This window comes from Sorangiineae bacterium MSr11954, assembly GCA_037157815.1.
GTDB lineage: Bacteria > Myxococcota_A > Polyangia > Polyangiales > Polyangiaceae > Pendulispora > Pendulispora albinea.
This window is the reverse complement of sequence record CP089984.1, coordinates 5,991,445-6,015,456: the sequence shown is the minus strand read 5'-3', so window position 1 is coordinate 6,015,456 and position 24,012 is coordinate 5,991,445. Positions and strand designations below refer to the sequence as shown.

20 protein-coding genes are annotated in these 24,012 nt (G+C 68.0%); 6 read left to right on the top strand and 14 right to left on the bottom strand.

All coding sequences use genetic code 11. From position 1 onward, the window contains the following. Position 1: 1 nt before the first annotated feature. Together LZC94_23160 and LZC94_23155 are read right to left on the bottom strand one after the other, a co-directional pair. Entirely contained in the window at positions 2 to 1,891 is a 1,890-nt protein-coding gene (locus tag LZC94_23160) for a protein kinase (GenBank protein ID WXB20108.1), read from the bottom strand. 434 nt (positions 1,892 to 2,325) lie between these two features. Then, positions 2,326 to 2,796, bottom strand: a complete 471-nt coding sequence (locus LZC94_23155) for a CoA-binding protein (protein WXB20230.1) — start codon at positions 2,794 to 2,796, stop codon at positions 2,326 to 2,328. 211 nt (positions 2,797 to 3,007) lie between these two features. Here LZC94_23155 and LZC94_23150 point away from each other — a divergent pair, with 211 nt between their 5' ends. From LZC94_23150 to LZC94_23140, 3 genes are all read left to right on the top strand, one after another. Next, positions 3,008 to 3,676 (top strand): O-methyltransferase, encoded by a 669-nt coding sequence (locus LZC94_23150; protein ID WXB20107.1) that lies wholly within the window; start codon positions 3,008 to 3,010, stop codon positions 3,674 to 3,676. A 57-nt stretch (positions 3,677 to 3,733) separates the two neighbouring features. Continuing rightward, positions 3,734 to 4,150 carry a hypothetical protein gene (locus LZC94_23145; GenBank protein WXB20106.1) on the top strand — a complete coding sequence of 139 codons (417 nt, stop codon included), beginning with the start codon at positions 3,734 to 3,736 and terminating at the stop codon, positions 4,148 to 4,150. A 411-nt stretch (positions 4,151 to 4,561) separates the two neighbouring features. Then, complete coding sequence (locus tag LZC94_23140) at positions 4,562 to 5,140, top strand: NUDIX domain-containing protein (GenBank protein WXB20105.1); 579 nt, start codon at positions 4,562 to 4,564, stop codon at positions 5,138 to 5,140. Here the strand turns inward: LZC94_23140 and LZC94_23135 are convergent. Further along, positions 5,106 to 5,978: an SAM-dependent methyltransferase gene (locus tag LZC94_23135; protein ID WXB20104.1), complete on the bottom strand. Its 873-nt coding sequence runs from the start codon at positions 5,976 to 5,978 to the stop codon at positions 5,106 to 5,108. The genes LZC94_23140 and LZC94_23135 overlap by 35 nt on opposite strands. A 175-nt stretch (positions 5,979 to 6,153) precedes the next feature. After that, entirely contained in the window at positions 6,154 to 6,588 is a 435-nt protein-coding gene (locus LZC94_23130; protein WXB20103.1) for a MarR family transcriptional regulator, read from the bottom strand. 206 nt (positions 6,589 to 6,794) lie between these two features. Here LZC94_23130 and LZC94_23125 point away from each other — a divergent pair, with 206 nt between their 5' ends. Beyond that, on the top strand, positions 6,795 to 8,999 hold the full coding sequence (locus LZC94_23125; protein WXB20102.1) for a cation:proton antiporter: 2,205 nt from the start codon (positions 6,795 to 6,797) through the stop codon (positions 8,997 to 8,999). A gap of 12 nt (positions 9,000 to 9,011) precedes the next feature. Further along, a complete protein-coding gene (locus LZC94_23120) occupies positions 9,012 to 9,806 on the top strand; it encodes a helix-turn-helix domain-containing protein (GenBank protein ID WXB20101.1) in 795 nt (264 codons plus the stop codon). 8 nt (positions 9,807 to 9,814) lie between these two features. On the opposite strand, the gene LZC94_23115 is transcribed toward LZC94_23120, so the two are convergent. Next, positions 9,815 to 10,240, bottom strand: coding sequence for a VOC family protein (locus LZC94_23115; protein WXB20100.1), 426 nt, complete (start codon positions 10,238 to 10,240; stop codon positions 9,815 to 9,817). Between the two features lie 666 nt (positions 10,241 to 10,906). Between LZC94_23115 and LZC94_23110 the strand changes: the two genes are divergently transcribed. After that, complete coding sequence (locus LZC94_23110; GenBank protein WXB20099.1) at positions 10,907 to 11,488, top strand: carbonic anhydrase; 582 nt, start codon at positions 10,907 to 10,909, stop codon at positions 11,486 to 11,488. Between the two features lie 77 nt (positions 11,489 to 11,565). Here LZC94_23110 and LZC94_23105 read toward each other — a convergent pair whose 3' ends face one another. The 9 genes from LZC94_23105 to LZC94_23065 form a co-directional block, all read right to left on the bottom strand. Then, on the bottom strand, positions 11,566 to 12,963 hold the full coding sequence (locus LZC94_23105) for an amidase (protein WXB20098.1): 1,398 nt from the start codon (positions 12,961 to 12,963) through the stop codon (positions 11,566 to 11,568). A gap of 42 nt (positions 12,964 to 13,005) precedes the next feature. Beyond that, complete coding sequence (locus tag LZC94_23100; protein ID WXB20097.1) at positions 13,006 to 13,980, bottom strand: MBL fold metallo-hydrolase; 975 nt, start codon at positions 13,978 to 13,980, stop codon at positions 13,006 to 13,008. A gap of 122 nt (positions 13,981 to 14,102) precedes the next feature. Beyond that, the gene (locus tag LZC94_23095; protein ID WXB20096.1) at positions 14,103 to 15,137 is read right to left on the bottom strand and encodes a dihydrodipicolinate synthase family protein; all 1,035 of its coding nucleotides are present in this window, start codon (positions 15,135 to 15,137) and stop codon (positions 14,103 to 14,105) included. Between the two features lie 819 nt (positions 15,138 to 15,956). Beyond that, positions 15,957 to 16,358, bottom strand: coding sequence for a hypothetical protein (locus LZC94_23090; GenBank protein ID WXB20095.1), 402 nt, complete (start codon positions 16,356 to 16,358; stop codon positions 15,957 to 15,959). Between the two features lie 77 nt (positions 16,359 to 16,435). After that, on the bottom strand, positions 16,436 to 17,386 hold the full coding sequence (locus tag LZC94_23085; GenBank protein ID WXB20094.1) for a transglutaminase family protein: 951 nt from the start codon (positions 17,384 to 17,386) through the stop codon (positions 16,436 to 16,438). Further along, a complete protein-coding gene (locus LZC94_23080; protein WXB20093.1) occupies positions 17,383 to 19,950 on the bottom strand; it encodes a circularly permuted type 2 ATP-grasp protein in 2,568 nt (855 codons plus the stop codon). Before LZC94_23080 ends, LZC94_23085 begins: the two co-directional genes overlap by 4 nt. A 15-nt stretch (positions 19,951 to 19,965) precedes the next feature. Beyond that, complete coding sequence (locus LZC94_23075; GenBank protein ID WXB20092.1) at positions 19,966 to 21,396, bottom strand: formylglycine-generating enzyme family protein; 1,431 nt, start codon at positions 21,394 to 21,396, stop codon at positions 19,966 to 19,968. Continuing rightward, positions 21,393 to 22,538: a PEGA domain-containing protein gene (locus LZC94_23070; GenBank protein ID WXB20091.1), complete on the bottom strand. Its 1,146-nt coding sequence runs from the start codon at positions 22,536 to 22,538 to the stop codon at positions 21,393 to 21,395. Before LZC94_23070 ends, LZC94_23075 begins: the two co-directional genes overlap by 4 nt. Beyond that, entirely contained in the window at positions 22,519 to 24,009 is a 1,491-nt protein-coding gene (locus LZC94_23065) for a protein kinase (protein ID WXB20090.1), read from the bottom strand. The genes LZC94_23070 and LZC94_23065 overlap by 20 nt, the downstream gene beginning before the upstream one ends. Positions 24,010 to 24,012 lie beyond the last annotated feature (3 nt).

Sequence of the window (24,012 nt, the reverse complement as noted above, 5' to 3'; positions counted from 1 at the left end):
GCTATTTCAAGCCGAGACGTCGATTGAGCGTTTCGTTGCTTTTGATGGTGACCGGGTACGTCTGTTTCAAGCCCTGCTCTGGATTTTCGAGCACCAGCACATGGTCGCCGGGCGGAAGCGGGAGGCGCACGATGGGGGTCTGGCCCAGGCTCTTTCCATTTTCGGAGACGAGGGTCCACGGATAGGTGTCGATCGTCAGATAGCCATTGGGCTCGGTCGTCGAGGGGCGCGGTTCGACGGCGGCCGTCTCTTTGGGCGCGGGGGCCGCCAAGGTCTTGCCGCCTCGTGCGGGTTGCGGCGGCGGGCGCCAGGGCGTGTCGGGCTTCTCTTTTTCGAGGATGACCAGCACCTCTTTGTCGGCGTCGAGGGTGACGGTCACCGCCCTGGTCACATAGCCTTTGGCCTCGCCGCGCACGGTGTGCACCGAGTTGCGGGTGAGCGATACGGCGCGCGCGTTGGTCTCCAGCGGGGTGGGGCTATCGTCCAAAAACAGCTTGGCGCTGCTCGGCTCCCCGCGAACGAAGATGGTGACCTTTTGCGCCGAGGGCTCCTGGGTCATGGCCTCCATGGCGCTCTTGGTGGGGGCCTCTTGGACGCCCGCCGCGACCGGCTTGGTGCCATTGTCGGCCACGGGCTCGGGCTTGCGAAGCGCGACGAGCCATACGCCCACGAGCCCCGCGAACAGGAGCACGCCCAAGAAGAGGAAAGCGAACATTCGGTTCGGCTTTCCCTGCTGCAAGACCACGCGCGAGCGGCTCATGGTGGCGCCCGAGGACGACGCCAGATCCGGGTAGAGCGAGGGCCCCACCGGCATCTGCGGATCGCTGGCGTCGCGCGCCACCGTGGAAATCAGCGGGATCGATGCGCCAGGCGAGGTGCCACTGGAGGCCCCGAGGGTCGCGAACTCGCCGGTGCCGAGCAGCTCGGCCTTGGCGAGCTGCTTGTCGATGAGCGTCTGCCGCTCGGCGCGCGGCTCGGCGAAGAGCATTTGCATGTAGCCGACGATGGGCTTGAGGCCCTTCGTGCCGGTGAGCGAGGCGAGATATGCCTCGAGATCGGCCTGCAGCTCGAGACAGCTCGGGTACCGGTCTTCTTTCCGGTGCGCCATGGCCTTGCGGCAGATGGCGTCGATGGCCTCGGGAACGTCGGGTCGCACGTCCCTCGGCATGGGGACCTCGCCCGCCAAGGTGGCGCCCATCACCTCGATGTCGCTCTTGCCGCGCCAGAGGGGCTCGCCCACGGCGGCCTCCCAAATGGCCACGCCCAGCGCAAAAATATCCGAGCGCCGATCGATGGAGTTGCCCGTGAGCTGCTCGGGCGGCATGTACCGCACCTTGCCCTTGAAGGTGCCCACCTCGGTCTGATGGGTCGACGTGCGCGCCTTGGCGATGCCGAAGTCCAAAATTTTGACCTGGCGATCGAAGGTGACGAAGATGTTGTGCGGCGAGATGTCGCGGTGCACGAGGTTCAGCGGGGAGCCGTCGAAGTCCTTGGCCTCGTGGGCGTAGTGCAGGCCCGTCATGGCGTGGATGAGCACCTCGTAGTGCATCCACAAGGGCAGGGGGGTGCCGAGCTTTCGCCCCTGGCCGATGATTTTGCTCAGGGGGTAGCCGTCCAAGTACTCCATGACGATGATGTCGCGCTCTTCTTCGCGAACGACCTCGTACGTCTGGACGACATTCGGATGATTGAGACGCGCGGCCACACGCGCCTCGTCGATGAACATGGCGAGCAAACCGGGGTTGGCCGCGACATTGCTGCGGGGCACCTTCAAGACGACGAGCTTGTTGAAGCCACGTTGCCCCATCATGACGGCCAGATAGACCTCGGCCATGCCGCCCGCTCCAAGCTGGGCGATGATGCGGTAACGTCCGATTGTCGGAAGTACCATGTTACTGGCCCGGTTGGGCTCCCCCATGCCGCCTCTCCACTGCGCGCGGTGCGCTTCGTGTTCTTCGTGTGATGGTGTTCGTGGTGTTCTACGTGTGAAGGATCCCTCGGAGGGATCGTACGGGAAAAAGACAGGATTACGCTAACACGTCATCGTCGCGAACGCTCAAATGCTGAACAGAGTGAATCAAACTTTCGCACTGAACCCGGAACGTCACAATTCGTTGAGCACGCTTGGGCCGCTCTTCGGATTGGGCCGCGAACCCCGGGTCCTAGGACGGCCAAAGGTGAGACGTTCGACGAAGGCGAACTATTTCGGCCAAAAATAGAAACGGATTGCGCCAAATCGTCCGGTATCGGACGTGCGTCATGACGAGCATGCATCAGCTGAGAGTATCTTTTTGACATCGGCGCGATATGCCGCAGGGACGCGCCCTAGCGCGATGCGTCTTCACGAAGCGCACGACGGCGAAGGGCCGCGCGAAGTCTCAACTCGGTCATGATGCAGCGGTCCTGGACCACCAGGATACCGCGTTCGGCGAGGCGCTCGGCGAAGACGTCGTCGTGGATGCCTTGTTGGAGCCAGACGCTCGCGGGCTTGGCCGCGAGAAGATCCTCCAAGTGCGGCATGAGATCTTCGGGGCGCCGGAAGACGTCGACCATATCGATGGGGCCTGGCACGTCGGCGACCTTCCGGTACACGGGGCGTCCCAGGATGGTGGTGACCTTCGGGTAATAAACGGGGACGGGTACGACGTCGTAGCCCGACTCCACGAGGAACCGGGGGACGTTGAACGCGGGCTGTTCGGGCTGGGCCTCCGTCTTGATGCCGAGCACGGCGATGCGGTGCGTGCGCGCCAAAAGGTCCTCGATCGCTCGGGGATCGTCGATGACGTTGGGGTGCATCACCTCGTCATAGAGCCGAGGACACCGGATGGCCATCGCTGCGCCGCCGCCCTACGTTTCCGCCGCCGCCTACCGGGGAAAAGCAGATAAAACGAGGGCCGACCCGACAAGCTCGACAACCTCGGGATCACCCCGATTCGAAGCGACCGACGCGAACGACGAACGAGACAAACGAGACAAACGAGACAAACGAGAGAGAGGAACGGAGAACATGTCCGAAAAGCTATGGGCCGCCGTCGATCAGTACATTACGGACGCCTTGCTGCCGTCCGACGCGGCGCTGGAGGCGACCCTTCGCGCGAGCCACGCGGCGGGCCTGCCGGCGATCGCCGTTTCGCCGGCCCAAGGCAAGCTCCTGCAGCTGCTCGCGCGGCTGGTCTCGGCGCGAAGGATCCTCGAGGTGGGCACGCTCGGCGGCTACAGCACCATTTGGCTCGGGCGGGCCCTGCCCGAGGGCGGGCGCTTGATCACCTTGGAGGCGGATCCAAAGCACGCCGAGGTGGCGCGCGGCAACATCGCCGGCGCGGGGCTCGACAAGGTGGTCGACGTGCGCCTCGGTCTGGCGCTCGACACCTTGCCGGTGCTCGAGGCCGAAAAGGGCGGTCCGTTCGATCTGGTGTTCATCGACGCCGACAAGAAGAGCAACGCCGATTACTTCGATTGGGCGCTCAAGCTGAGCCGTCCTGGCAGCTTGATCCTGGTGGACAATGTCGTTCGCCGCGGGGCGGTGGTCGATGCCGACAGCCACGATCCCAACGTCCAGGGCGTGCGCCGCCTCTACCAGCGGATCGCCGCGGAGCCCCGGGTGAGCGCCACGGCGATCCAGACGGTGGGGGTCAAGGGTTACGACGGCCTGGCGATCGCGCTGGTCACGGGCTGAAATCGTCGTACGGGTTTTCGCGCGGTCCCACGCCACGAGCGCTTCGAGCAGGGCGGCGTGGGGCCCTTTGCGCAGGCGCGACGCGAGCGTCCGCAGGTGGTGCGGCGCCGCGATGCCCAGGCGGGCGAGCAGTTGGTCGGTGGTGCGAACGCCGTCGGCCTCGAGCTTGGCCAGGTGCTCGGCGCCGAGCCCGTGGGGGCCGAGGGCGCCCACGGCGTCGTTGTCCCAGACGAAGAGGAGGAGATCGTCGAGGGCGAGGCCCCGCGGCCGGGTGGAGGTGGCGGGCTGTTGGCCGATGGCGTCCTCGGGCGTTGGGCCGAGGCCCGGTCGGTGCCGTCGATCTGCTTGAAGGAGATCGACATCCTTCCGACCCGGGTGTCGTTCTCGAGCCGTTCGTCCCAGTACTGGACGTGCACGTCGACGCCCACGTCCTGGCCGGGTTCGAGCACGTCGCGGGTGGCCGACACCGTGTAGTTCGTCTTCGTCGAATCGCTGGGCGAGGCGCGGGTGGTGATGCCGTACGTTCGATCGTTTCGATTTTCGAACCATACGGTGTCGCAAATGCCAATTTCCGACGGCGCCGGCTGATCGATGTGAAAGGGCGCGTGGTCCCCTTCGTCCAGCGGCTCTTCCTGGTTCTTCTGGTCTTGTTTCTCCAGCTTCTCCAAGGTGCTCACGGCAAATACCTTTCCCCCGCCGGGTCGAAAGAATTCGCAGGTGCACACGCGCACGTTGCCGCTCCCCCCCGCGAGTTCGTCCGGCGTATCGCACGGACTTTCGCGCGTCAACGGACGCGGCCGCGCGTCCTTCGTGTGCGCGGGGCGAGCTTGCGTGAACTTTGCGCGCGCTTTCCGCGCGGCCATCGGATAAACGAGGCCGCGACCGATGATGGCTGCCGGCACGCTCCTCGACGTTCTCCATGGTTACGCGGCGCGTTTTCCCGAACGGGCGAGCGCCCTCGATCCTTTGCGCGCGCTCATCGCGGATGGTGCCAGCGTGACATCACGCCACGAGCCTCGGGGCCATGTGACGGTGGGCGCCGCCGTGCTCGATCCAGAGGGGCGTCTTTTGGTGGTGCGCCACCGCGCGCTGGGGCGGTGGTTGATGCCGGGCGGCCACTTGGAGCCGGGCGATCGCACCTTGCTCGACGCGGCGTTGCGCGAGCTATTGGAGGAGACGGGGATATCGCCCGAGCAGGTTCGGGTGCCTGCTCTTTGGCGCGAGGTACCGATTCACATCGATTGCCACGTCATCCCGGCCAACCCGCGAAAGGGGGAGCCGGAGCACGCGCACTGGGATTTTCGGTTCCTCTTCGAGATGGTCGGGACGGAGCGAAGCATGGTGCTGCAGACCGAGGAGGTGCTCGACGCGAGGTGGCTCGCGCCCGATGCGCACTCGGAGATCGTCGCGGCGGTGATTCGGGCGGCGCTCAAGGACGATCCGCGCGCGCGCCCGGCTCGATGAGCCATCCCTCGACGAGCCAAGCCTTCGGTCCGCTGCCGGGGTCGTCGGCCGCGGGCAGCGCGGGCGCACGTCCATAGCGGCGGCCCAGCTTTCCCTGATCGCTCACCCGCGCGTTCCATCCCAACCCGGCGAGCCACGCGGCCGGATCCTCCACCGACGATTGCCACGGCGCACCGCGCGCGGCCAACGCCGCCAAGGTGGCCGCCATTCCGTCGCGGGTGGCTTGGTTCACGTGCTCGAGCCCGATCCGGCTCCCCAGGACCGAGAGCCGCGCGATCCGCTGGAGCAAGCGGTCGCCGTCGGCCTTGGTGAGGTAGAAGAGGAGGCCCTCCACCAGCCACGCCGTCGGTACATCGTGGCGGAAACCGATCCGCGAGAGCGCCGCCGGCCAATCGTCGCGCAGATCGGAGGGGACGAGGATGCGGTCACACTTGGCGCGCGCGCGCGTCTTGGCGAGGACGCTCTCCTTGAAGCGCAGCATCGTCGCGAGCTCCACCTCGAACAGCCGAACCTCGGGCGGCAGCGCGAGACGAAACGCGCGCGCGTCGAGCCCCGCCGCCAAGATGACCACCTGCGGGCACCCCGCGGCGCACGCCCGCTCCACGTACTCGTCGAAGTACTTCGTGCGCACCGCAAAGTAATCGGCCGGCGCCGCGGGGAGCTGGCTGGCCGAATCACCGGCGCGCCCCGCCGCCTCGACGAAGGCCGACGCGAAGGGGTCGAAGAAGAGCCGATCGGGCCGCGCGCTCTCGAGGGCGCGGTAGTGCGCGATGGTCAGCGCCGTGGTTTCGATGAAGGAGAGATCCGTGGCCAGATCGTCGCGTAAGGCAGACAGCATGAGGGCTCCTTTGGTTGTGTAATTGAATGAATATCGTATACTACGAACTTCGTTTTATAGGCTGCATAGGCCCCCCGCCCGACTCTCCCCATGAGGGGATGAGGGGCTCGTGCGATGACAAGGACTGCTCCTTCCCCCTCGAGGGTCGGGGTGGGGAGCCGCAATGGCCGCGCGATTAGACCTTGCGCGCGATCTTTCGAAAGAGCTTTAGAAACGCCGCGCGATCGTCGGGGTCGGGCAGCGCATCGAGGATCTTGCGCATCAACATGCGCTCGACCCGGTGGTGTTCGCGTTGCACGTCGAGGCCGCGCTCTGTGAGCGCGATCCGGTAGGAGCGCTTGTCCGTCGGGTGGATGGTGCGCATCAGAAGCTCGCGCTTCTCGAGCCGGTCGATGATGCTCGTGAGGGTGCTCTGCGGGACCTGCAGAAACTCGCGCATCTCGGCCAAGGTGTGATCGGGCTTCTCCTCTGCGAAGGAGAGCGCGTGCAGATCGAGGAAGCTGATACCCACGAGCTTGTCCGACCAAAGATCGAGCCGCGCGAGGTTCAGGCGCAGCAGCAGCACATGGAGCGCGGCATTCAATTCTTCGACGTCGCGGTCCAAGGACATGATACGAAGTTCGTAGTAAACGAGCCTCGGAAGGTCAAGGGCTCGGTACGGTGGAGGTACGAAAGTGGCCAAAATAGGCTCATCGCCTTGCTAAGTCAGCCCTTATCACCTACCACGTTGGGGTGGCTGGGATCCTTCACGGACCGCTTCCGGTCTTTATCGCTCAAGCTGCGCTGATCATCGTTGCCTCGCGGGTCCTCGGGCTCGTGACCCGCAGTCTGCGGCAGCCGATGGTCATCGCGGAGATCACGGCCGGCATTCTGCTCGGCCCTTCGCTCCTCGGCTGGCTCGCGCCCGACTTCTCGGCGGCGCTCTTCCCAAAGGAGTCCATGGGGCTCTTGGGGATGATGAGCCAAGTCGGGCTGATTTTTTTCATGTTCCTGATCGGGCTGGAGCTCGATCCAAAGCTGCTCCGCGGCCGCGCGCACACGTCGGTGGCCATCAGCCATTCGAGCATCGTCCTGCCGTTCTTGTTGGGCGGCATTTTGGCGCTCTATCTGTATCCGCGCCTAGCCCCGGCCAACGTGCCATTCAGCTCGTTCCTCCTCTTCATGGGCGTGGCCATGAGCATCACCGCCTTCCCGGTGCTCGCGCGCATCTTGGTCGAGCGGCGGCTCCTTCGCTCGAAGCTCGGGGCCATCACCATCGCCTGCGCCGCCGTCGACGACGTGACCGCGTGGTGCATTTTGGCCTTCGTGGTCTCCATCGTGCGCGCGTCGGGGGTGGCGGGCGCCATCCGCACCTCGGCCTTCGCCTTCGTGTACATCGGCTTCATGGTGTGGGTGATCCGGCCCTTCTTCGGGCGGTTCGCCGATCGAACGCGCCTCGGGCTCTCCCAGAACATCGTGGCAGTGGTGATGGTGCTGCTCCTGGTCTCCAGCTGGCTCACGGAGCTCATCGGCATTCACGCCCTCTTCGGCGCCTTCTTGTTCGGCGCGGTGCTCCCCAAGAACGGCGGCTTGGCCGCGGCGCTGGCCGAGAAGATCGAAGATCTGGTGGTGGTGGTCCTCCTGCCGCTCTTCTTCGCATACAGCGGTCTGCGCACCCAGATCGGGCTGCTCGACACGCCGGGGAGCTGGGTCATCTGCGCGGCGATCACCGTGGTGGCGTGCCTCGGCAAGTTCGGCGGCAGCGCGGTGGCCGCGCGCCTGACGGGGCTGGGGTGGCGCGAGTCGAGCGCCATCGGCATCCTGATGAACACGCGCGGGCTGATGGAGCTCATCGTGCTCAACATGGGGCTCGATCTCGGCGTCATCTCGCCCACCTTGTTCACCATGCTGGTGCTCATGGCGCTGATCACCACCTTCATGACCACGCCGCTGCTCCAGCTCACGTACCCCATCGAGCGCTTCGCCCAGGAGCTCACCGATCCGCAGGAAGAAGACGAGGCCAAGCCCGGCGAGCCCGCGGGCGCACCCGCCGCCGATGGTGTAGCCGCGGCCGCGGGCGCGCCAGACGAGCAAGCTCCGTACACCGCCTTGGTGTGCGTGGCGTACGAGCGATCGGGCCCCGGCCTGATCACCCTCGGCTCCGCCATCGCAGGCGCGCCCGACGTGGACGCAAAGCTCTACGCGCTTCGTCTGCGGCGCGCGACCGATCGCGGCTCGTTCTTTTTGGACAAGGACGCTGCGGGGCCGGGCGGCGATCCCTCGGGCGAAGAGGCCGCGCTGGTGCCGCTGCTCGACACGGCGCGCAAGCTCGGCGTGAATGTGCGCCCGCTCTCCTTCCTGTCGGACCTGCCCGGACGCGACATTTGCGATGTCTCCAAAGTGAAGCACGCAAACCTGGTGCTCCTGGGGTGGCACAAGCCGATCCTGACCGCCTCGATGCTCGGCGGCACGGTGCACGAGGTGATGCTCGGCACGCCCTCCGACGTGGGGGTCTTCGTCGATCGGGGGCTCGAGCGCATCGGGCGGCTGCTGGTGCCGTACTTGGGGTCCGAGCACGATCGCGCGGCGCTCTATCTGGCCCGGCGCATCGCGGAGAGCACGGGGGCCAACGTGGTGGTGCTCCATATCGTGAAGCCCGACGGGGCGGGGGAGCGGCTCGGTGCCGAGCAGCGGGTGCGCGAGGAGTTCCAAGAGCGCGGACGCAACCGGCCCTATGATGTATCGTTCGAGGTCGTGCAGCACGAGTCACCCGAGGAGGCGGTCATCGTGGAGAGCCGTGCGGGCTACGATCTGGTGCTCGTGGGCGTGGGGGAGAGCTGGGGGCTCGCGCACCGCACCTTCGGGCTTCAGTCCGAGGCGATCTTGAAGCAGTCGCCCGCGTCCGTGCTGGTCGTTCGCAAGGGGAGCGGGGTCACCGAGCCCGCGCGGTCCGAGCGTGCCGCGGAGCCCGGCCATGCCCCGCGGCTCGCGGAGGCGTCCTTTTCGGGGGTCGCGGGCGTCGCGCCGCGTCCGGAGTCGTAAGGCGCCCCATCGATGCACTTTGGGGCGACCCTTCGGCTTTTGCGCATGCACACGGGGCTCTCGCTGCGGGAGCTGGCCGAGCGCATCGGGGTCTCCAACGCGTACCTGAGTCGGGTCGAAAATGGGCACGATGGTCCGCCCACGCCGGACCGGCTGGCGACCATCGCGCGCGAGCTGGGGGTGCCTCCCGCGACCCTCATCGAGCTCGCCGACAAGGTGGGCTCCCTGGCGACGGACTACTTGGAGCGCGTCCCGGCGGCGCGCGCGCTCTTGCTGGAGATCTTTCAGCGCGATCTGGGGCCGATGGATCTCGCGCGCATCAAGGCGTTCGTCGAGCGTGAGTTCCCCATGCCGGGCGCCACCCGCGCCGAGGCCCTGGCGGTTCGTGCGATGCTCTCACCCAGCCGCGCCATCCTGGGGCTCTCCTGCAGCGACATCGACGATGCCATCGACGTGGCGTCGGCGCGCTTGGCCTCGCCTTTGGGGCTCTCCGCTGCGGAGCTGGGCGAGCGGGTTCGGCGCCGGGAGCGGGAGTGCGCCACGTGCGTGGGCGGAGGGCTCGCCGTTCCGCACGCGGTGATGCCCGGCGCGCCCCCGTGCGCGGCGGTGGTCACCTTGCGCCGCCCGCTCCTCGGCGACACGCCGGACGGGCGTCCGCTGCGCATGTTTCTGGTGCACGTTCACCCGGGCGGACCGCAGCATGCACGCCTGCTCGCGTACATGGCGCGGTGGGCCGACGAGGACGTGGTGGCCGCCGCCTGCGCGGAGCGCGACGCGGGCCGTTTGATCGCGCAGCTCGTGGGCTAACGAGGTCGCTAGGTCGCCGCGGGCGCGGGCGGGTACGGCGGGCCTTTGAGCTCGACGGTGTTGCCTTCGGGATCGGTGACGTAAATCGAGGGGCCGTTGCCCTCGGCGCCGAAGCGCGGGCTGACATCGCCCGCATCGATGCCGAATTTTGCCAGGTGCGCGCGGATCGCGTCCGGGTCGAACGGGTCGATGCGAAAGCAGAAATGATCCATGTTGCGCCCCTCGCGGCCAGGCGGGGCGCCGCCGGCGCTTCCGAGCTTTCCATCGATGGGGACGAGGTCGACCAGCGAGCTTCCGGCGCGGAGTTGAATCAGCCCAATGGCCTCTTGATGACGTTCCACGGTGCAGCCCAGGGCCTCGCAGTAGAAGCGCAAGGTCTCCTCCAAGTGGGCGACCCGTAGAACCACGTGATCGATCTCGCGAATGTGAATCATGGCGTTCACCGATGAGAAGAGCACAAGCCTCGAAGCTTTTGCTACCTCATCCGTAATGCGTTGTGACGCTTGTGCCACTGACGCTCGGTGCGCGCATCGTTTGCGCACGTTGCGCGCATCGCTTGCGCTCGTCTTGGGCGGTGTGCCGCTTGCGCTTGGCTTTCGTGAGCATCGCTTGCGCTTGGCGTGGGCATCGCGCGCGCTCGGCGTGCGCGTCGGTTGCGCTCGGCGTTGTGCACCGTTTGTGCGGGCCGTTGCGGCATTTCGTCGATGCGCGCGCTTCGCAGAGTTGGAAGGGCGGATCGCAGCTCTGCAATGCAGTGAAGCGGGCGCGATCACAAGAGTTCGAAAAAAGTGAAAGCCGAACCTTTGGCACGCGACTCGCAATTACGTTGGCCGGCATCACGCTGCTGGCTCTCCCCCCCCGGGCCCTGCGTGGTGCCTTTTTTCTTTTGTGCGCGCGCGCGGGGTCGCGGTCGGTGCGCGATGAGCGGTGCGCGATGTACGGATGCGGGCCGGGCGAAGCGCGACGAGCGAAGCGATGCGCGGCGAAGCGCGTGTGTTCGTCCGAGGCGTTTTCGGTTGCGTGCGTCAGCTTGACACTTGTTCAATTTAACGAATGATCTGTCCGCAATAACAGAGTCGACTCTGCGGAGGAGGACGGTCATGAGCCATATTCGAGAGGAAGTGCTCGACGCCAACGCGGCCTACGCCAAGAATTTTGGCGACAAGGGGAAGCTCGCGCTGCCCCCCGCCCGAAAGTTCGCGATCCTCACGTGCATGGACGCGCGCATCGACCCGGCGAAGCTCGCGGGCCTGAACGAAGGCGACGCCCACGTGATCCGCAACGCCGGAGGCCGCGCCAGCGACGATGCCATCCGCTCGCTGGTCATCTCGTACAAGCTCTTGGGCACCCGCGAGTGGTTCGTGATCCACCACAGCAACTGCGGCATGGAGCTCTTCACCGATGAGATCATCCGCGATCTGCTCGCCTCCAGCTTGAAGACCTCGAGCTACGACGGCAAGCAATGGCAGGACAGCGGCAAACGGGAGGGCTCGCGCCAGGGTGATTTCATCGACTGGCTCACCATCCGCAACCAATCCGAGAGCGTCGCCACCGACGTGGAACGCATCCGCACGCACCCCCTCGTCCCCGGCGAGATCCCCATCTACGGCTACGTCTACCAAGTCGAGAGCGGCCGCCTCATCGAGGTGCCCGAGGCCACCCAAGCCGGCCGCGCCCGTTAGTCGCGCCAACGCGTCCCGCGCCCGTTCGTCGCGCCAACGCGTTCCGCGCTTGCGTCCTGCGCGCCCCTCGCGGTCGTCTACGACGGAAGCTGCGGGGGGCGGCGCTCGTTCCAGGGAAAGAGTTGTTCGAGCTGGCGCGCCGCCGCCAAAAGGAGGCCCTCGTCGAACATGCGCCCCGAGACTTGGAGGCCCATGGGCCGCCCGTCCTGGGTAAGGCCGAGCGGAACGCTGATGGCGGGGAGGCCCGTGACATTGAAGACCGCCGTGTAGCCACCCAGCTCGGCGGCGGCGGCGAAGGCTTGCTCGGGCGGGAGATCGCGGTAGGCGCCGATGGTGGGGGCGGGCTGCGCGACGGTGGGCGTGATCCAGAGATCGACGGCCTCGAGCACGCGCAGGTAGCGACCGGCGAGCGCGGCGTGCAGCGCGCTCACGTCCTTGCCGCGCAGTTTGTGGCCGGCTTCGGCGAGCCAGCGGGTGATCGGCTGCGTTTTTTCCCAGCGGGTGAGGGGAATGGCGCCGATCAAGTGCTGCCAGAGGGGCACGATTTCTTCGAGCGTGGTGTCCGGCAGCGAGCCCTCTTCCACCTCGTGCCCCAACTCGGCGAAGGTGCGCGCCACCTTCTCGACCCCGGCGGCGATCTCGGGGTGCGTGGGAGCCAACGGCGTGCGCGTGAGGTAGCGGATGCGCAAACGCGGGAGCGGCTCGTGCGCGAGCTCCGCAAAGGAGCGCGCCGGAGGAGGCGCCCAGTGCGGCCGCCCGTAGGTGGAGCCGGACATCACGTCGAGCATCGCGGCCACGTCATCGACGGTGTGGGCCATCGGGCCCGAGGTGTAGAGCAGCTGGCGATCGTTGATCCCGTACGCGTTGCGCACCCGGCCGCGCGAGGGCTTGAGCCCCACCAAATGGCAAAACGCCGCCGGGATGCGGATGGATCCGGCGCCGTCGGAGCCTTGCGCGACGGGGAGCATCCGCGCGGCCAGGGCGGCGCCCGAGCCACCGCTGGAGCCCCCCGCGCTATGCCCGAGCGACCATGGATTGCGCGTCGGCGGATGAATGTCCGGCTCGGTGACCGGCATCGCCCCCCACTCCGAGGTCGAGAGCTTCCCCAAAATGACGAAGCCCGCCCGGCGGAGCGGGGCCACCGTGAAGTCGTCCACCGGCAGGAGCACGGGCATGGCCGCGCGCGAGCCCCAGCGCGTGGTGGTGCCGCGCACGATGTTCAAATCCTTGATACCGATGGGCACGCCGAAGAACGCCGGCATGGGCTTTTGCCCGCGCGCGCGTCGCCGCTGCAGATCCTTCCAGCGCGCGTCGAGCAGCGCCCGGCGGCGCGATACGGTCACGAACGCGTGGATGTGTGGATCGAGCCGCTCGATGCGATCCAAATAGCCGCGCACGAGCTCCTCGCTCGTGACGTGGCCGGACTCCAGGAGCTTCACTTGCGCAAGCGCGCTCGCATCGAGAACGTCGTCCATGCGATTAACATAACATGAGGCCATCCTCAGTTTTGAATTTCGTCACGGAGCGCGCGGCGCGGCGCTTTTTTCCGCGGTCCCGGCCCGTTTGGCGCCGGCGACGAAGGCCAATCCCTGCGCATTGAGCTTGATGTCGAGGGCCAGCAGCTTGCGTTCGGCCTCGCCGAGCTCGGGCGCCTCTTCGGCGATGGCCTCCTCCCAGAGCCCCGCGAAGCGCGCGCTCATCGTCTCCATGGACTCGTCGCCCCGGGCCGCTTCTTCGACCCACGCGCCCGCGCGGTCGATGAAGCGAACCAGCTGCGGGGCGAGCTCGCGCCCCGTGTCGTAGGCGCCGTAGTGGGTGGGGCACACGAAGCGCTCGCCGAGGGCGAGCACGCGCTCGATGCTCTTTTTTGCGAGCGCGGCGTCGAAGTTGGTCGGGCTGGTGGAGGGGAGGGCGAAGCCCGCGCGGCCGCGCTGCTTGGCGATCCGTTGCAGCGAGGGGTAGATGACGCCGAAGGTATCGCCCGTGTAGACGGTCTCCAGCCGCGGATCGTCCACCACGAAGTGATGGTTCGCGTGGCCCGCGGTGTGAAAGACGGACAGGGTCGCGTCGCCCAGCGCGACGCTCTCGCCATCTTCGAGCGCGCGCACCCGCTCCTTGGGAATGGGCGCGATGTCGCCGTAGAGCGCGTGGAAGTTCTCCGCGCCATAGACGGCGGTGGCGCTCTTCACGAGCTTCTCCGGATCGATCAGGTGGCGCGCGGCGCGCGGGTGGGCGAGGAGCGTGGCGTTCGGACACGCAGCGACCATGGCGCTGGCGCCCGACGCATGATCGAGGTGCGCGTGCGTGACGATGATCCAGCGTACGTCTTCGGGCGTCTTCCCCGCTGCCGCCAGCGCAGAGAGAAGGCGGGGGTGCGCGTAGGGCGTATGGGTCTCGATGAACGCGCACTCGTCGCCGGCGATCCGCAGGTAGCAGGCGGTGAACTCCGGCGCGATGTCGCTGTCGATCGTGATGCGCTCGTGCTTCGTCATGGCACGAATGTTACGACGGGCGCGCGGCCGCGTCGTGACATTCGCGCCGAACCCCACGTTCCCGCGTTTCCTACGGTCACGCGCTCACGCGCCGATGCGATAGGTGAGGATGCGAGAGCGCGCTACGCCGAGGCGGATGCCGGAACGGCGCCTGCGCGCGTGGCCAGCGCGCCGTCGATCGTATCGAGCGCGGCCCGTAGCTCGTCGCCCTCGAGCGAGAGGCGCGGCGGCCTTACGCGCGACGAGCCACGGCCGACCCGCTCCTGCGCGAGCTTGATGAGCTGCACGTATTTAGGGGCCGTGTCCATGCGGAGCAAGGGCAGGAACCATCGGTAGAGCGCGGCGGCTTCCCGTTTTCGACCATCGACGGCGTAGCGAAAGAGCGCGACCGATTCGGCGGGGAAGGCGTTGACGAGGCAGGCGATCCAACCGGTTGCCCCGGCGCCGATGCCCTCGACGATGGCGTCCTCCACGCACGTGAGGATCTCGAGCCGCTCACCCAGCGCGGTGCGAATGGCCGTTAGCCGGCGGACGTCGACGCTCGGCTCCTTGATGGCCTCGAGGTTGGGGAAATCGCTTGCCAGGGATGCAATTTGCTCCGGGAGAAAATTGATCCGATTGGGCATGCGGTGGTTGTAAAGCAAACATGGCAAATCGGTGGCGCTCATCACCGCCGACAGGTGCGCGCGAATCTCGCGCCAATCGCCGCTGTGCACATAAGGCGGCGTCACCATGAGCCCGCGACACCCCACCGCGCGCGCGTGCTTTGCCAGCGCGACCGCTTCCGGCGTGCCCAACGCGGAGATGCGCGGAAGCACCGGAACATGGTCGCCGACGGCGCCGACGCAGGTCTCCAGGATTTGGCGCTTCTCGGCGTGCGACAACGTGGAGCCTTCTCCCAGTGAACCGATCGGCAAGATGCCGACGATCCCATTTTCCGCGAGCCATCGGCAATGCGCCGCGAGCAGGCCATGATCGACCGTTAGATCGGCGTTGAAGGGGGTCGTGATCGCGGAGATGACGCCGCGCCAAACCACGCGCAATCCTTTGCGCCGCGAGCGGGGGCTGACGTCGGAGCCCGACTCGTCTTTTCGAATGGCGTGCGCGGGGGCGCCCCGGCCGAGCGCTGCGCTGCCGACCGCACCGACCGGACTCACCACATCGATGCGGCCCGATGTATTCGGTTGATGTGTTCCAACATGCGGAATGGGCGGAACAACCCGTGCGCAACCGGCGCGCGAGCCGGAATTAGGAGACTCCAATTTCATTGGCGTAAACCTCCCGAGCTTTCGCACTACGCGTGGCGATTGAACCCCACGACCCAACCCAACGAGACAGAAAGGCTCGACCTCACACCTGATGCGAAGTGACATCACCAGCGGGTCCGATTGACATCAAATGACATCGGACTCGCGCTTTCACGGGGACCTAATTCCGCAAGGGTATCCGCAGTATGCCCGTGCCCACATCGCACGACTGCAAACCCACTCGTCCGGAATGCCACGCGGTGCTTAGCATATTTTGCAATTGAGGAGTCAATAATCTTCGGTCCAAAATAATTTATCACGGTGACGCGCCGCGTTTCGATGCAGACACACGTATTGGTCGCATGAATTCCCGGCGATCGTGGGCGACCGCGATTGGCGGCACCTCGGTTTCGCGCCCTAAAAAAAGGCACCTCGAGAGGACGCTTTCAATTCATGGAGCGACGGACCGAAACTATGGTATACGACATTGGATCGTTCCGGATGAGTGGGTTTGCAGCGAGCGGTACGATGTGGGCTCGCACCGATATCTGCGGATACCCTTGCGGGACGATTTCTTCACCTCTCTTCTCTCGCTTCTCCTGATCATCTTCGCCGGAAACGCGAAGGCGCCCCGAGGCCGGGCGAATCGAGAAGAAGCCCGCGTGAGCGCGGGTCGAGCGGATCGGCGGGCCCGAGCGGATCGGCGGGCCGAGTGGATCGAGACAGATGTTATGGGCGCAGGCGCCAGACGGCGCGGCGCGGAATGCGGTGCTTCTTGTAGCGGGCGCGCTCTTCGTCGTCGGCGTCTTGGGGCAGATCGAACTTCTCGGGCGAGGCGCGGTAGTGGGCGAGCTTTTCGGCATCGGCGCGCGCGCGCTCGATCTGAAGCTTGTAGTCCCAGCGGTAGATCATGATGAGGTAGCGGCCAATGATGGCCGACACGATGCAGAAGGCGGCGACGCCGAGGGCGACCCACTTGGAGATGAACAGGCCCAGGGGCGCGAGGATCGCGGCCAGCAAAAAGAGAACGTTGATGTAACGGCGGTTGTTGTCGAGCGAGTCACGGCGGGACTCGAGCTCGGCAATCCACGCTCCGTACTTCGCTTGCTCTTCGTCGGCGGTGTAAACCATGGCCTTCGTTTCTCTCGGTTTCCTGGCGCTCTATCCTAGTTCTTCCCTGGTTCCAACCTGGCTCTCTTACCTCGTCTTTAAGAGCGATGCTCCGTTTCGGCAACGGATGAGCGGCCCCCGAAAACGCTCTCGTAGTCGGCCGCCGGCACCACGGTGACGGCGATGTCGAGCGTATGCTCTCCGCCCCCCAGAAGAACGCCGCGCAGGGGGATGACGTCGTCGTAATCGCGGCCCCACCCCAGGGTGATGTGCTCGAGGTTTGGAAAAACGCCATTGGTTGGATCGCTATCGACCCAACCATGGTCGGGGCAGTACACGGAGACCCATGCGTGCGAGGCATCGGCACCAACCAGGCGGGGCCGCCCCGGTGGCGGGCGGGTGAGCACATAGCCGCTCACGTAGCGGGCGGCCAGGCCCATGGAGCGCAAGCACGAGAGCATCAGGTGCGCGAAGTCTTGGCACACGCCGCGGCGGTGCGCGAAAACGTCCATCACCGGTGTCGAGACGGTGGTCGCCTTGGGGTCGAACGCAAACTCGGCGCGAATGCGATCCTGGAGCGCGCGCACGCCTGCGAGCAGGGGGGTGCCCGGCGGAAAGCAGGCCGAGGTCCACGCGGCGAGCTCGCGCTTGTTGCGGACGCGCTGCGATTCGAAGAGGAAGCGCGCCGCGTCCAGATCCGCGGGGCGCGGGCGGCGGCCGGCTCGATAGGCGAGGCGGGCGCGCACCTCTTCCCAAGGCGGCGAGGCCGCGTCTTCGGGGTAGACGCGTGCGCAGACCTCGACCCGCGACTCCGCGTGCACGGTGAGGGACGCGTGCTCGGTCTCGAGGCAAAATGAGGTGACGGGGTTGCCGAAGACGTCTTCGCCCGTAGCCCGCACCCCGGGATCGGGCGAGACCCGCAAGCTGTGCGCGCGGCTCGTCTGCCAGGTGGTGGTGCGCGGCGCGAGGTGCACGATCTGGCGCGAGAGGCCCACGGGCTGCTCGTAGCGGTAACGGGTCTCGTGAACGACGACGTACTCGCGGATCACGGCTCCTCGATTCCAAGCGCAAAGGGGCTCTTGGCGTGGGTGAAGAAGCGGCTCTGCAGCTCGTCGGATAGGCTCCACGCCGCGCGGGCCACGCGATCGAGCAGGGCGCCGAGCTCCGCGCACGCCGCCTCGAGCACCTCGCCCGACTCCGGCTCGAAGCCCGCGAGCGGGGCGCGAAGGAGCGCGTCCTCGAGCGGCGCGAGCACGTTGCCTCTGCCGTCGCGTCCGAGCTCGGCGGCCGTGCGCGCGAAGGTGACCGAGAGATCGCGCAGCTGAAAGGCGACGGCGTGCGGGTTCGTGCCGTCGAAGACGACCAGGTGGAGCACCGGCAAGAGCTCCGGCGCGCGTCGGTAGCGCGCGCGAAAGGTGACGATGCTGTTGGTCGCCTCGAGCAGCCACTCCAAGGCGTCCGTACGCTCGCCGGGGGGCAGCCCCACGACGTGCGCCACCACGGTCGCGACGTGCAGAAGGCGCTCCAGGCGCCGGCCGAGGAGCAAGAACGACCAGCTCTCGTCGCGGGTCATGTCGTCGAGCGCAAAGCCGGCCAAGGCGACGCAGCCCATCATGATCTCGTCGAGCGCTTCGAGCGCGACGCCCAGCGAGGCCTCGCGCGCGAGCTCCGGGCTCGCCCCGGCGCCGGCCTCCGGGCCGAAGAGCCTGTGGTGCAGCCGCTGAAAGAGGTGCCAGTTGTCCGTCGACATGCGCTCGCGCACATGGTTCGCGCACGCGTGGAGCCGGAGCACGTTGGCGGCGAGCCCGCCGGGCACGTGCGGCTCGATCACGGCGGCCACGAAGTCGGGGGCGGAGGCGGCCTCGCCGGACGGCGAGGAGCGCGGCGGCAGGATGCGAAGCCGCTCGCACACCGATCCGAGCGATTGCAAGGCGGGCCCCGATTGCGGCGCCGCGTCGGCGGTGCGCACCAGCGCCGCGCGCAAGAGGCGGGCGATGCCCTCGCACCGTTCGGCGTACCGCCCCATCCAAAAGAGGTTCTCGCCGACCCGCGAGGGGATGAACGCCACGCTGCGGGCGACGTCTTCGGCGCGCAGGCGGGGTCGTCGCAACGGGACGCGCGCCACCGGGCCATCGGCGAGCATCCAGGTGTCCTTGCTCGAGCCGCCCCACTGCATGGAGACCACGTCGCCATCGTACGGCGCGACCCGGGTGAGCGCGCCGGGCATCACCGTGTAGCCGCCCGGCGTGGCCGCCGCGTAGACGCGCAAGGTGGCCGAGCGCGGGAGCAGGCGATCGGGGCCATGGCCCCAGGTGGGCGCGTGCGAGAGGCGCACCCATTCTTGGGCGACATAGGCGTGGGGCTGGGCGCGAATGCGCTGGATCAGGTGGGCGCGGGCGTCTTGGTCGAGCTCGTGGCCGAACACCGCCTCCATGCGGATGGTGGGGTACGCGGGCTTGATGACCAGCTCGTCCAGGTGCTCGATCACGTACGCGAGCGAAGGGGCCTCGCCGCACCAATAGGTGGCGATCGACGGCATGAGCAGCTCTTCGCCGAAGAGCCGTTGGCTGATGGCGGGATAGAACCCGGCGAGCGCGCTCGTCTCCAGCACGGCGCTCCCGAGCGCGTTGGCCACCACCACGTTCCCCGCGCGGATGGCGTGCAAGAGGCCGGGCACACCCAGGGCCGAGTCGGGGCGGAGCTCGACGGGGTCGCAAAAGTCGCCGTCGAGGCGGCGCAGGATGGCGTGCACCCGGCGAAGGCCCCGCAAGGTCTTGAGGTACACGCAGTCTCCGCGCACGATGAGGTCCTGGCCCTCCACCAGGGGAAAGCCGAGGTAGCGCGCGAGAAAAGAGTGCTCGAAATAGGTCTCGTTGTACGGCCCAGGTGTAAGCAGCACGGCCAGCGGCGCCTCGCCGCGCGTGGGCGCGAGGCGGTAGAGCGAGTCTTGCAGCGCGCTGAAGAACGGCGCCAGGGGCTCCACGTGCAGCGCGCGAAAGGCGTCGGGGAAGGCGCGCGCGAGGGTCATGCGGTTCTGCAGCGCATAACCGGCGCCCGAGGGGCCGCCGGTGCGATCGGCCAGCACCCACCATCGTCCATCGGGCGAGCGCGCCAGATCGGCCGCATACAGGTGCATGGATACGCCGCCGCCCGCGCCGGTGGCGATGCCGCACGCGGGCCAGAGAAAGGCGCGCTGGCCAAAGACGAGCGCCGGCGGGAGCAGGCCCTCGGCGAGCAAGGTCTGCGGTCCGTACAGATCCCCGAGCACCGCGTCGAGCACGCGCGCGCGCTGGGCGACGGCGGCGGCGATCGCGCGCCACTCCTGCGCGGGCAGGATGAGCGGCACGAGGTCGAGCTCCCAAGGACGGCTCGCGCCCTTGGGATCGGCGTAGACGTTGTACGTCACGCCGTCGCTGGCGATGGCGTCGCTCACGAACTGGCTGCGGCGCTGCATCGTCTCCGGCGACAGGGCCGCGATATGCGACAGGAACGCGCGCCAGTGGGGGCGGGGCTCGCGCGGGCCCGCTTCAACTTCGCCGCCGCCGGCGCCGCCGAGCATCTCGTCGTAGCGCGAGGGCGATGGCGTGTAGTGCGACCAGAGGCTCTCGGACATGGTGGGCGATCTCGGCTACAGGTGGCGCGCGCAGCGGAAACCCACGGTGCTGTACAAGCCCGCGGGTGGAGGGCCGCTGTCCACGAAGGCGCGGAGCGCGGCCCGCAGGAGGATCGCGTTCTGCGCGGTCCAGTTGCCCCCTCGCAGCACGATCAAGGGCTCCAGATCGGGGCGCAGGCTCGGCTTCGTGCAGAGGGGGTTGGCGATCAGGCGGCTGCCGCCCTCGGGCCAGCAGGGGTCTTTCTCGGTGGCGGCGACGTCGAGGACCATCTCCGAGAGGTTCCCCGCGAGATCGTAGATGGTCCCCGTGGGGAGCACGAGCTGGTCGCGCGTGCGCTTCCCGTCGTTCTCCGCCCACGCCACGGGGTTCGAGACGGTCGGGCAATTCGGCGTGAGCTCGGTCTCGGGGTTCCAGATGACGCTGTGGCACTCCGGGTTGTCCTTGCCCCAGACGTAGCGCAGCGACGTCATCCCGCCGGCGACGTACTCGTACTCGCCCTCCGTGGGGAGGTCGGCCCCCAGGGATTGGCAATACTCGCGCGCGGCCTCTTTGGCGATGCAGTTGATGGGCAGCGCGTCGTCGCGGTCGTAGGTGCAATGGTTGTCTTCGGGACCATCGAGGCGGTTCCAGCGTTCCAGAACGCTCTCGGGCGGCTTGCGCGTGCGTTCGAGCCAGCCTCGGATGGCGCGCACCGTCACCTCGCGGCTATCGAGGAAGAAGGGCGAAATGGTGGCGATACGCTGGCCGAGCTGGCGGGGATCGGGGATCGTTTGAATCAGCGCCCCCCCGCCCATGATGTACGCGCCGCCCGGGACGCACACTTCTCCGCTTCGTGGGGCGGTCAAACAGTTCGTACGCTTGGCGGGCTTCCAGGTGCCCACCTTGGACTTCTCCGGGAGGTCCAAGCTCGCGGGGATGGGGGCATCGAGCTTCCCCGTGGGCTGCCCCATGGTCTCGGTCGCGAGGAAGACGCTGGCGTGCACCGCGTTCTCCTCGCCGTGCGGCGGGAGGCGTGCGACCACCTCCACGGTGGTGCCGGGCGTGATATCGCCGTCGTTCTGATCGGCGGAGCGATAGAGCCGCACCCGCACCCGATCGACGTTGCCGCGCGCGGTGACGGTGGCGCCGCGGCTGAAGGTGCCCTCGTCGAGCTGGAAATCGCCCACGCAGGTGCTGCACGGCGTCTCGTCGACCCGTGAGTAGAACTCGACGCGCAGCCGATCGAAGAGCGCCGGGGTCCGGGTCAAGTCGAGCTGCGGGCGAATCCCCGCGGCCCGCGGCACCGGCGGCGGACGAAGGATCGAGGGCACGGGCGCGTCGGTGTCGATGTGGAGCACGATGTGCCCCTCGGGCGGCCGATCCGAGCACCCGCCCAGCGCGCCGCTCGGGAACATTGCGCCCGCCGCGACGACGAGCCCCCACGCCGAGCGAACGGGTCGGGTCATGGAACGTTGGTGCCCCACCCGAGGGTCCCCGTTCCCACCGGCTCGCGCGGTCCTGGGTACGTGGCCGCCACGATGCCGACGACGGCGCCGGTCACGAGCACGCCGGCCGCGGTCCAAAACCACCAGCGCTCGAAGATGGACGACCTCTTGTCCTCCACCAAGCTGACGCGAAGATCGGTCTCCTGACCCGCGCGCAAACGCAGGCGCGCCTCGTAGGGTTGAAAGCCCTCCTTGCGCACCACCACCGCATAGTCGCCCGCGGGACGAAGGACGTCGACCGGCGTGGGGCCCACGTCCATCCCCGAGACGCGCACGATGGCGCCGGGGCGGTTCGACGAGACATGGATCGAGGCCGGCAGCTCGGTGAGCTCGATCTTCTGCGCGATCGATTTGCCGGGCGAGAGGGTGCGGTGCACGATGGCATCTTCGAACCCCGGGCGCGCGAACGTCAACACGTGCACGCCGGGATCGAGCACGACCACGAACGCGCCCTGCGGAATGAGATCCCCCGTGCCCGGAGGGCGGATGCCGCCCACGTATTCGAGCTCGCCGCGCGCGTTGGTCGCGGCTTCGAGCGGGCGTCCGTCCACGGTCACGCGCGCCCCGGCCGGTGTGACGTCCAAGGTGAGTCGCACCAGCAGCCGATCGATCTCCGCCAGGTAGCCCTTGGCCTCGGTGGCCAGGCTCGCCGGGAGCGCCTTTTCGTCCGTGAGCCGGTTCTCCTCGAGGGCGCGCGCGAAGGTGCGGTAGGCGCGCGTGTAGCGGCCCATGGCGCGCTCGCAGGCGCCGATGTTGTGCGTCGTGATGGGATGCGGGCGGAGCGCGGCGGCCCGCTCGAAGGCCGCCAGCGCCTCGGCCCATCGCGCCTCCGTCACGAGGGCGGTGCCGCGCATGAACTCGGCGCGCGCCTCCTCGCCGGAGCTGCTGGCGGTGCCGGTCCCATTGGCGTTGCCGGAGCTAGTGGCGTTGCCGGAGCTGCTGGCGTTGCCGGAGCTGGCGTTGCCGGAGCTGGCGGTTCCGGAGCTGCCGGAGGGCTTCGAGCCGGTGCTCGGCGCCGTTTGCGCCATGGCCGGCGCGCGCGCGAACAGCGCGTTCGCGAGCAGAACGAGCGCGATCACCCCGCTACGGATACGGTGGTTCACCGTACACTCCGCCCGGCAACCGGGTCGCGCCGCTCGAGGCCGGCGCCGGCGGCGAGTCCGGCGTGGTCTTCGCTCCGGGCGCAGCCACCGCCCCCGCGGAGCGCTTGCCCGCCGAGGTATGCGCACCCGCCGGCGCGCCGCGCGCGGTCGCCGGCTTGGCGCCTTGCGGGGCGGCGCTTCCATCGGGCGCCACCGCCGTCGCGGCGGGTCGGATCAGCGGTGCGCCCGGCGCGGCGACCTCCGACGGCGGCGACAGCGCGGATGGCGAGGACGTCTCCGGCGGCGGCGACGACGACCTTGCCACGGGCTGCGGCTCGGACCGCCCCGATCCCGCGTGCGGCGCAAAGCTCTCCTCCGTCGCGTGCCCCTCGACGGCATCGGGCGGCGCCGCGGCGCGCGCGCGCCAGAGCACCGCACCGCCGGCCATGCTCGCGACCAACACCGCCGCGAGCGCCCCATGTTTCCGCGACAGACGAAGCTTTGCCGGGCGCGCACCGAGCGAGGGCGCGCCGAGCGAGGGCGCGCCGAGCGAGGGCGCGGACGAACCCGCGAAGCCGCTCGCGACCGCGACCCCCGCCAGCGGCGCAAAGACGATGGCCACATCGGCCAGGCTCTTGGGCCGCGCCTCCGGATCGCGCGCGAGCATGCGCCCGACCAGCGCCGTCAGCTCCTCGGGCAGATCGGGGCGCAAGGATTCGAGGGGCGCGATGGCCCCCAAGGTGATTCCCTTGAGCACCTGGCCCACGTTCTCGCCCTCGAAGGGCCGCTTGCCGGACAGGCACTCGTAGAGAATGACGCCGAGCGACCAGATGTCGGCGCGATGGTCCATGGCGCGCTCCCCGAACACCTGCTCGGGCGCCATGTAATACGGCGTGCCCATGAGATCCCCGGTGACGGTGAGCACGGCGGTTTGTGCGGCGTCGCCATCCATGGCGGTGAGCTTGGCGATGCCGAAGTCGAGCACCTTCACGCAGTCGTAGGGCCTGCGCGAGTCGGGTGGCTCGCGGCTGAGAAAGATGTTCTCCGGCTTCAAATCGCGGTGCACGACCCCTTGCTGATGGGCCGCGCCCACCACATCGGCGACCTGCAGGGCAATGGAGGCGACCTCCGGGAGCGGCAGGGTGCGATCGCGTTTGAGGCGCGCGCCCAGCGACTCACCAAAGAGACGGTCCATCACCATCACCGGCGTGTCGTCGTCGAACTGGAGCACGTCGTAGACCTGCACCACGTTGGGGTGCTTGAGCGCGCTGACGATGCGCGCCTCGCGCAAGAAGCGGTGCGCGTGCTCGGCCCCTTTGCGCTTGAGAAACTTGAGCGCCACCGGCTTGCGGGTGACGGTGTGGCGCGCGGCCCACACGGTGCCCATCCCACCCTCGCCGAGGACCTCGTCGAGCACATAGCGGCCGAAAACGACCGTGCCATGCGCCAAGGTGACGGAGGCGGAGAGCGGGGCAGGGGCGGGGTGCGTCAAGCG